Origin of the sequence: Pseudomonas sp. GM80, assembly GCF_000282515.1 — a bacterium.
Taxonomy (GTDB): Bacteria; Pseudomonadota; Gammaproteobacteria; order Pseudomonadales; family Pseudomonadaceae; genus Aquipseudomonas.
In genome coordinates this window covers 1-7,582 of sequence record NZ_AKJD01000093.1, presented here as the reverse complement: position 1 = coordinate 7,582, position 7,582 = coordinate 1, and the positions used below count along the sequence as shown (strand labels likewise).

Genomic DNA, 7,582 nt, shown 5'->3' with positions numbered 1-7,582 from the left:
ATCTTTTGATCTTGTTTTTTTAAAACCCAGATCAAAAGATCGCAGCCTGCGGCAGCTCCTACAGGGGTGAGGGGGGCATTCAGCACTTGAACTTGCGTGACACATCCGGCAACTTGCGCGCTTCTCAAGACAAGGAGCAAGCGATGTCCGGTTCAATGGCCCAGGCGTTCGCGCAAAATTTTCTCGGGCACTCGCCACGCTGGTACAAGGCGACCATCGTTGGCTTCCTGATCCTCAATGCCCTGGTGTTATGGTCTGTCGGCCCGGTTGCCGCCGGCTGGCTGCTGGTGATCGAATTCATTTTCACCCTGGCCATGGCGCTCAAGTGTTATCCGCTGATGCCTGGCGGGCTGTTGCTGATCGAAGCGCTGCTGTTAAAAATGACCACGCCACAGGCACTTTACGATGAGTTGCTGCACAACTTTCCGGTAATCCTGCTGTTGATGTTCATGGTCGCCGGCATCTATTTCATAAAGGATCTGCTGCTGTATCTGTTCTCGCGCCTGTTGCTGGGCGTGCGTTCGAAAGCGGCGCTGGCGTTGATGTTCTGCTTTCTCTCGGCCTTTCTCTCGGCATTCCTCGATGCACTGACCGTCACCGCGGTGATCATCAGTGCCGCTGTCGGTTTCTATTCGGTGTATCACCGTGTTGCCTCGGGCAATGACCCACGCCAGGACAGCGAATTCGGCGACGACCAGCACCTGCCGACACTGCATCATGACGATCTCGATCAATTCCGCGCATTCTTGCGCAGCCTGCTGATGCACGGCGCGGTCGGCACGGCGTTGGGCGGTGTCTGCACACTGGTCGGCGAGCCGCAGAATCTGCTGATCGGCCACGAAATGGGCTGGCATTTTGGCGAGTTCTTCCAGAAAGTTGCCCCGGTGTCGTTGCCGGTGCTGGCGGCGGGCCTGGTGACCTGTGTGTCGTTGGAGAAACTGCGCTGGTTCGGTTACGGCACGCTGCTGCCGGACAACGTTCGCGCCGTGCTGGCCAACTATGCCGCCGAAGACAACGCCGAACGTACGCCGCGCCAACGCGCCGCGTTGCTGGTGCAAGGTGCGGCGGCATTGACCCTGATCGGTTGCCTGGCGTTTCACGTCGCTGAAGTCGGCCTGATCGGCTTGATGGTGATTGTGCTGATCACTGCATTTACCGGGATTACCGACGAGCATCGCCTGGGCAGCGCGTTCAAGGACGCCATGCCGTTCACTGCGTTGCTGGTGGTGTTTTTTGCGGTGGTGGCGGTAATTCACGATCAACAACTGTTTGCGCCGCTGATTCAATGGGTGCTGGCGCTGCCGGTCGAGCAACAACCGGGCATGCTGTTCATTGCCAACGGCTTGTTGTCAGCAATCAGCGACAACGTGTTTGTCGCGACCATTTACATCACCGAAGTGAAGCAGGCGTTCCTCGCCGGGCACATGAGCCGTGAGCATTTCGAAACGCTGGCGATTGCGATCAACACCGGCACCAACCTGCCGAGCGTGGCCACGCCGAATGGTCAGGCGGCGTTTCTGTTCCTGCTGACGTCGGCGATTGCACCGCTGGTGCGCTTGTCGTACGGACGAATGGTGTGGATGGCGTTGCCGTACACCTTCGTGATGGGCCTGCTGGGCTGGTACGCCGTCAGCTACTGGCTCTAACCCCAACCTCATGTAGGAGCTGCCGAAGGCTGCGATCTGTTGATCTTGCTGCATAAAAACAAGATCAAAAGATCGTCCGATCGCGGCCCGAGCCTTCGGCAGCTCCTACAGGTGTTATTGGAGGATGTATTTTTCGATCGCTAAGGCGACGCCGTCTTCGCTGTTGGGGGCGGTGACCACGTCGGCCTGGCGTTTTACCGCCTCTTCGGCCTGACCCATGGCAATCGACAGCCCTGCGCAATGGAACATCGCCGGGTCGTTGCCGCCGTCGCCGATCGCAGCGGTCTGTTCCAGCGGTATGCCCAGGTGTTCGGCCAGTGTCGCCAGCGCGGTGCCTTTGTTGGCCTCCAGCGCAGTGACGTCCAGATACACCGGTTGCGAACGCGACACTTGCGCCATGCCGTTGACCTTCGGCAGCAACCGCGCTTCCAGTTCAATCAACAGTTCGGTGTTGTTGCTGGTCGCGACGATCTTGTCGATACGTTCCAGATACGGCTCGAAACTTTCAACCACCACTGGCGGATAACCGAGGCCATGCTGCTCGCGCGGCACCATCGGCCCGTGCGGGTCCTTGAGCAGCCAGTCGCCGCCGCTGAACACCCAGATTTCCACCTCAGGCTGATCGGCAAACGTCGCCAGCGCAATCAGTGCAGTCGTTGCCGGCAGGTAATGCGCCACCAGCAGACTGCCATCGGGATTGACGATGGTCCCGCCATTGAACGCCGCCGTCGGCAGATCAACGCCCAAGGCTTCGATCTGCTGCAACATGGCTTTGGGCGGCCGCCCGGTGGCGAGGCTGAACAACACGCCCGCCTCACGCAAGGCGCGAACCGCGTCGATGGTGCGCTGGCTCAGCGTGTGATCGGGCAGCAACAGCGTGCCGTCCATGTCACTGAGCAGAAAACGGATGGGTTGCTTCGGCAAGTCACTCATCCGAGGCCATGCCAGACGCGACCATCGCGAGTCAGCAGATCTTCGGCGGCTTGTGGGCCGTCTTCACCGGCGGCGTAAGTCTGCACGCTCGCGTCCTGTTGCCAGGCATCGAGGAACGGTTGCACGGCGCGCCAGCCGTTCTCGATGTTGTCGGCGCGCTGGAACAGCGTCTGATCGCCGGTCAGGCAGTCGTAGATCAGGGTTTCGTAACCCGTCGACGGCTGCATCTCAAAAAAGTCCTTATACGCAAAACCCAACTCGATGTTGGCCATGTTCAGTGCCGGCCCCGGCCGCTTGGCCAGCAGGTCGAACCACATGCCTTCGTTGGGCTGGATCTGAATGCGCAGGTACGTCGGCTGCAACTCATCGACTTCGGTGTCACGGAACTGCGCGTACGGCGCCGGTTTGAAGCAGATGACGATCTCGGTGTCGCGCACGCTCATGCGCTTGCCGGTGCGCAAGTAGAACGGCACGCCGACCCAGCGCCAGTTATCGATCATCACCTTCAGCGCCACGTAGGTTTCGGTGCTGCTGTCCGGCGCGACGTTGGGCTCCTGGCGATAGCCGTTCAGAGATTTGCCATCGACTTCGCCCGCGCTGTATTGGCCGCGAACCGAGTTGGCCCGTGCCTCTTCAGTCGTCCACGGACGGATCGCGCCGACCACCTTGGCTTTTTCGCCGCGCACCGCATCAGCGCCAAATGCCGCCGGCGGTTCCATGGCAACCATGGCCAGCAACTGGAACAGGTGATTGGGCACCATGTCGCGCAGTGCGCCGGTGTGTTCGTAAAAACTGCCACGGGTTTCGACGCCAACGGTTTCCGCCGCAGTGATCTGCACGTGGTCGATGTAATGGTTGTTCCAGAAGGCTTCGAACAGGCTGTTGGAGAACCGGCTGACCAGAATATTCTGCACGGTTTCCTTGCCCAGGTAATGGTCGATGCGATAGATCTGCTTCTCGGACATCACCTTGAGCAAACAGGCGTTCAACGCTTCGGCGGTTTGCAGGTCGGAGCCGAACGGCTTCTCGATCACCACCCTTCTGAACGCTTCGGGAGTTTCTTCGAGCAAGCCGGCACTGCCGAGTCGGCGCACCACTTCACTGAAGAAACGCGGCGCGGTGGCCAGATAGAACACCGCATTGCCGGTGCCACTGTCGGCGATTTTCGCCGCCAGCGCGGAATAAGTGCTGTCGTCCAGGAAGTCGCCCTGGACGTAGCTGATACCTTTGGCGAGCTTGGCCCACAAGGCTGGATCAAGCATCTGATCACCCTTGCCGACTTTCGCCGCCACTTCGGTACGGATGAAGTCTTCGAGCTTCTGCGCGAAGGCCTCATCGGTAATGGCGTTGTGGTCAACGCCAACGATCCGCAGGTTTTCGTCAAGCAAGCCGTCGCGACTGAGGTTGTACAGCGCCGGCATCAGCAAGCGCTTGACCAGGTCGCCGTGGGCACCGAACAGAAACAGCGTGGTCGGTGGTGCGGGTTCTGCCTTGGATTTCCTGCGGATCGTATGGGTCATTTCTTCGGTGTCTCCACGTGGCCGCCGAAGCCGAAGCGCTGGGCCGAAAGAATCTTGTCGCCAAAGGTGCCCTGGCCGCGCGAGCGGTAGCGCGAGAACAACGAGTTCGACAGCACCGGCACCGGCACCGCTTGCTCCATGGCCGCTTCGATGGTCCATTGACCTTCACCGCTGTCGGCAACCGAACCGGAGAAGCCGTCGAGCTTCGGATCGCTGGCCAGTGCGTCGGCGGTCAGGTCGAGCAACCACGAGGAAACGACGCTGCCGCGACGCCAGACTTCAGCAATGTCAGCCACGTTCAGATCAAAACGCTGATCTTCCGGCAGACGTTCGCTGGATTTGGTCTTGAGGATGTCGAAGCCCTCGGCGAACGCGGCCATCATGCCGTACTCGATACCGTTGTGAATCATCTTCACAAAGTGCCCGGCGCCGGCAGGACCGGCGTGGATGTAGCCGTGCTCGGCACGGTGGTCATCGGACTTGCGATCCTTGGTGCGCGGGATGTCACCCATGCCCGGCGCCAGTGCGGCGAACAGTGGATCGAGGCGCTGCACGGTTTCAGCGTCGCCGCCGATCATCATGCAATAGCCGCGCTCCAGGCCCCAGACGCCGCCGGAGGTGCCGACGTCGATGTAGTGCAGGCCCTTCTCGTTCAGGGTCTTGGCCCGGCGAATATCATCCTTATAGTTGGTGTTGCCGCCGTCGATGATGGTGTCGCCGGCTTCAAGCAGTGTGCTCAGGGTGTTGATGGTGTCTTCGGTCGGCGCGCCGGCCGGCAGCATGACCCAGACCGCACGCGGTTTGGCCAGGCCGGCAACCAGTGCAGGCAGGTCTGCGACGCCCGTGGAGCCCTCGGCGACCAGGTTATCGATGAAAGCGGTATTGCGGTCGTAAACAACGGTGGTGTGACCGTTGAGCATCAGACGTCGCGCAATATTGCCGCCCATGCGGCCCAGTCCAATAATCCCGAGTTGCATGTGCTGATGCTCCTTACTACAAATAAATGTGTGTCATGGGTTATAGCCCAACGCGACTGATGGAGGTTAGTCCAGAGCGTTGCGATGAAGTTTCCGTGCATTGTGCCCGAATCAGACTGATAACGCCCCGAAACGTGGCGAAGACACACCGACCATGAAAAATAAAAAAGTTCCATTCACAGGCAAAAGAAATCAAAATTGGCGCCGATAGTAAGTCAGCAGCCAAAAACGGCCGCTATTTACAGTTGATGCACGCCATTTGCGAGGTGAGCAATGGGCACAGTACACACAGCAATGCCGCCACAAACCCTGTACGTGACAATCCGTCGCGATGAATTGCGCCAGTTGAAAGACGAACGCGACCAACTCAAGCAGGAGCTGGCGCAGCTGCGCGCGTTGACTCAGGGCGCTCAGCCCAAACCTCTGCCGGTGGTCATGCGCAACCCGCACGCCTGAACTGCCCGCGTGTTTCGGGAACGGCGTCCGTCGTTCCCGACATGATTCACCTCTGTCAGTCATCTGCAACTAACAAAGTTTTCACATTCCCTTGGTGATACTCCGGCGCATTCTGGCCGGGCGTTCGCGTGCGGCCTCCGTTCGTCGGTTTCATGGAAGCTCTCCGGCGGTGGTTGCAACGACTGAGCTGGAGTGCTGAATGGCATTGTTCAAACGCAGCAAAACGACTGCGACAGGTTTCGACTGGGCCGGGTTTCTCTGGCTGTTCGTGTTCTTCTGGTATTTCTCGGGTATCACCCAACTGCTGATCCAGCTGACCGGCACTTCGGGTTTCACCGGGTTCCGTCAGGCGTTCGTGATGAGCGCGATCTGGCTGGCGCCGATGCTGCTGTTCCCCCAACGCACCAAGCTGCTCGCCGCCATCATCGGTGTCGTGTTGTGGGCCTGCTCGATGGCCAGCCTGGGTTATTTCTTTATCTATCAGCAGGAATTCTCGCAGAGCGTCATCTTCATCATGTTCGAGTCGAACATTTCTGAAGCGGGCGAGTACATGACCCAGTACTTTGCCTGGTGGATGGTCCCTGCGTTCCTCGCCCACACCCTGTTCGCGTATTTCCTCTGGACTCGCCTGCGCCCGGTGTACATGCCCCGTGGCCGCGCGTTAGTCGCAGCGATGGCGATTATCGTGGCCGTCGTCGGTTACCCGCTGGTCAAGCAAACGATGCGCACCGGCAGCTTCGCCGGCGGTTTCGAGAAGTTTGAAACCCGCATCGAGCCGGCGGTGCCGTGGCAGATGGCCGTGGCCTATCACCGCTATCTGGACACGCTGGCGGAAATGCAGGGCATGTTGCACAGCGCGAGCAAGATCCCGCCGCTGCACAACCTCAAGGACGCTGGCGCCAACCAGCCTTCCACGCTGGTGCTGGTGATCGGCGAATCGACCAACCGTCAGCGCATGAGCCTCTACGGTTACCCGCGCAAGACCACGCCGGAACTGGACAAGCTCAAGGATCAACTGGCGGTCTTCGACAACGTCATCACCCCGCGCCCTTACACCATCGAGGCGCTGCAGCAAGTGCTGACCTTCGCCGACGAGGAAAACCCGGACCTTTACCTGTCGACGCCGTCGCTGGTCAGCATGATGAAACAGGCAGGCTACAAAACCTTCTGGATCACCAACCAGCAGACCATGACCAAGCGCAACACCATGCTCACCACGTTCTCCGAGCAGGCGGATGAGCAGGTCTACCTGAACAACAACCGCAACCAGAACGCCGCGCAATACGATGGTGACGTGATCGAGCCGTTCAACAAGGCCCTGACTGATCCGGCACAGCGCAAACTGATCGTCGTGCATTTGCTCGGCACGCACATGAGCTATCAGTACCGTTATCCGCCGAGCTTCGACAAGTTCCAGGACCGCGAAGGCGTGCCGGCCGGCGTGCGTGATGATCAAGTGCCGACCTACAACAGCTACGACAACGCGGTGCTGTACAACGACTTCGTGGTGTCCAGCCTGATCAAGGACTACGCCAAGTCCGACCCGAACGGCTTTTTGCTGTACCTGTCCGACCACGGCGAAGACGTGTTCGATTCGGTCGGCCATAAAACCCTGGGCCGCAACGAAAACAAACCCACCGCGCCGATGTACACCATCCCGTTCATGGCCTGGGCGTCGCCGAAATGGAAAGAAAACCATGACTGGAACTTCGCCGGCGATCTGGGGCGGCCATACAGCAGTTCGCACTTGATCCACACCTGGGCGGACATGGCCGGTTTGAGTTTCGATGAACTGGACCGCAGCAAGAGCCTGGTCAGCGACAGCTTCAAGCCGCGTCCGCTGATGATCGGCAACCCGTATGAGCGTGAGCAGCGGGCCTTGATCGACTTCAGTCTGATGAAGCCGAAAAAGCCCGACACGGTGCCAGCGGACATCGCACAGAAGTAACACCAGCAAGGGGCCGACATGGCCCCTTTCTTCTACCCGGTAGGAGCTGCCGCAGGCTGCGATCTTTTGATTTTGTGTTTTGAAAAACAGATCAAAAGATCG

6 protein-coding genes are annotated in these 7,582 nt (G+C 59.5%); 3 read left to right on the top strand and 3 right to left on the bottom strand.

Going from position 1 to position 7,582, the window contains the following annotated elements; all coding sequences use genetic code 11:
* The first annotated feature begins 143 nt into the window (after positions 1-143).
* A complete protein-coding gene (gene nhaB / locus PMI37_RS15845) occupies positions 144-1,646 on the top strand; it encodes a sodium/proton antiporter NhaB (protein WP_008082544.1) in 1,503 nt (500 codons plus the stop codon).
* A 114-nt stretch (positions 1,647-1,760) separates the two neighbouring features.
* On the opposite strand, the gene PMI37_RS15840 is transcribed toward nhaB, so the two are convergent.
* The 3 genes from PMI37_RS15840 to gnd are packed head-to-tail and all read right to left on the bottom strand — an operon-like array spanning position 1,761 to position 5,076.
* Entirely contained in the window at positions 1,761-2,579 is an 819-nt protein-coding gene (locus tag PMI37_RS15840) for a Cof-type HAD-IIB family hydrolase (RefSeq protein WP_008082543.1), read from the bottom strand.
* On the bottom strand, positions 2,576-4,099 hold the full coding sequence (gene zwf / locus PMI37_RS15835; protein ID WP_008082541.1) for a glucose-6-phosphate dehydrogenase: 1,524 nt from the start codon (positions 4,097-4,099) through the stop codon (positions 2,576-2,578). Before zwf ends, PMI37_RS15840 begins: the two co-directional genes overlap by 4 nt.
* Positions 4,096-5,076 (bottom strand): phosphogluconate dehydrogenase (NAD(+)-dependent, decarboxylating), encoded by a 981-nt coding sequence (gnd, locus tag PMI37_RS15830; protein ID WP_008082539.1) that lies wholly within the window; start codon positions 5,074-5,076, stop codon positions 4,096-4,098. The genes zwf and gnd overlap by 4 nt, the downstream gene beginning before the upstream one ends.
* Positions 5,077-5,349: 273 nt before the next feature.
* On the opposite strand from gnd, the gene PMI37_RS15825 reads away from it, so the two are divergent.
* Together PMI37_RS15825 and PMI37_RS15820 are read left to right on the top strand one after the other, a co-directional pair.
* Positions 5,350-5,532 carry a DUF6026 family protein gene (locus PMI37_RS15825; protein WP_008082537.1) on the top strand — a complete coding sequence of 61 codons (183 nt, stop codon included), beginning with the start codon at positions 5,350-5,352 and terminating at the stop codon, positions 5,530-5,532.
* A gap of 199 nt (positions 5,533-5,731) precedes the next feature.
* Entirely contained in the window at positions 5,732-7,480 is a 1,749-nt protein-coding gene (locus PMI37_RS15820) for a phosphoethanolamine transferase CptA (protein WP_008082535.1), read from the top strand.
* Positions 7,481-7,582: the final 102 nt, after the last annotated feature.

Excerpts from the sequence above, each read along its gene's own strand:
- nhaB (WP_008082544.1), top strand. The coding sequence starts at position 144 with ATGTCCGGTTCAATGGCCCAGGCGTTCGCGCAAAATTTTCTCGGGCAC.
- PMI37_RS15840 (WP_008082543.1), bottom strand. The coding sequence starts at position 2,579 with ATGAGTGACTTGCCGAAGCAACCCATCCGTTTTCTGCTCAGTGACATG.
- zwf (WP_008082541.1), bottom strand. The coding sequence starts at position 4,099 with ATGACCCATACGATCCGCAGGAAATCCAAGGCAGAACCCGCACCACCG.
- gnd (WP_008082539.1), bottom strand. The coding sequence starts at position 5,076 with ATGCAACTCGGGATTATTGGACTGGGCCGCATGGGCGGCAATATTGCG.
- PMI37_RS15825 (WP_008082537.1), top strand. The coding sequence starts at position 5,350 with ATGGGCACAGTACACACAGCAATGCCGCCACAAACCCTGTACGTGACA.
- PMI37_RS15820 (WP_008082535.1), top strand. The coding sequence starts at position 5,732 with ATGGCATTGTTCAAACGCAGCAAAACGACTGCGACAGGTTTCGACTGG.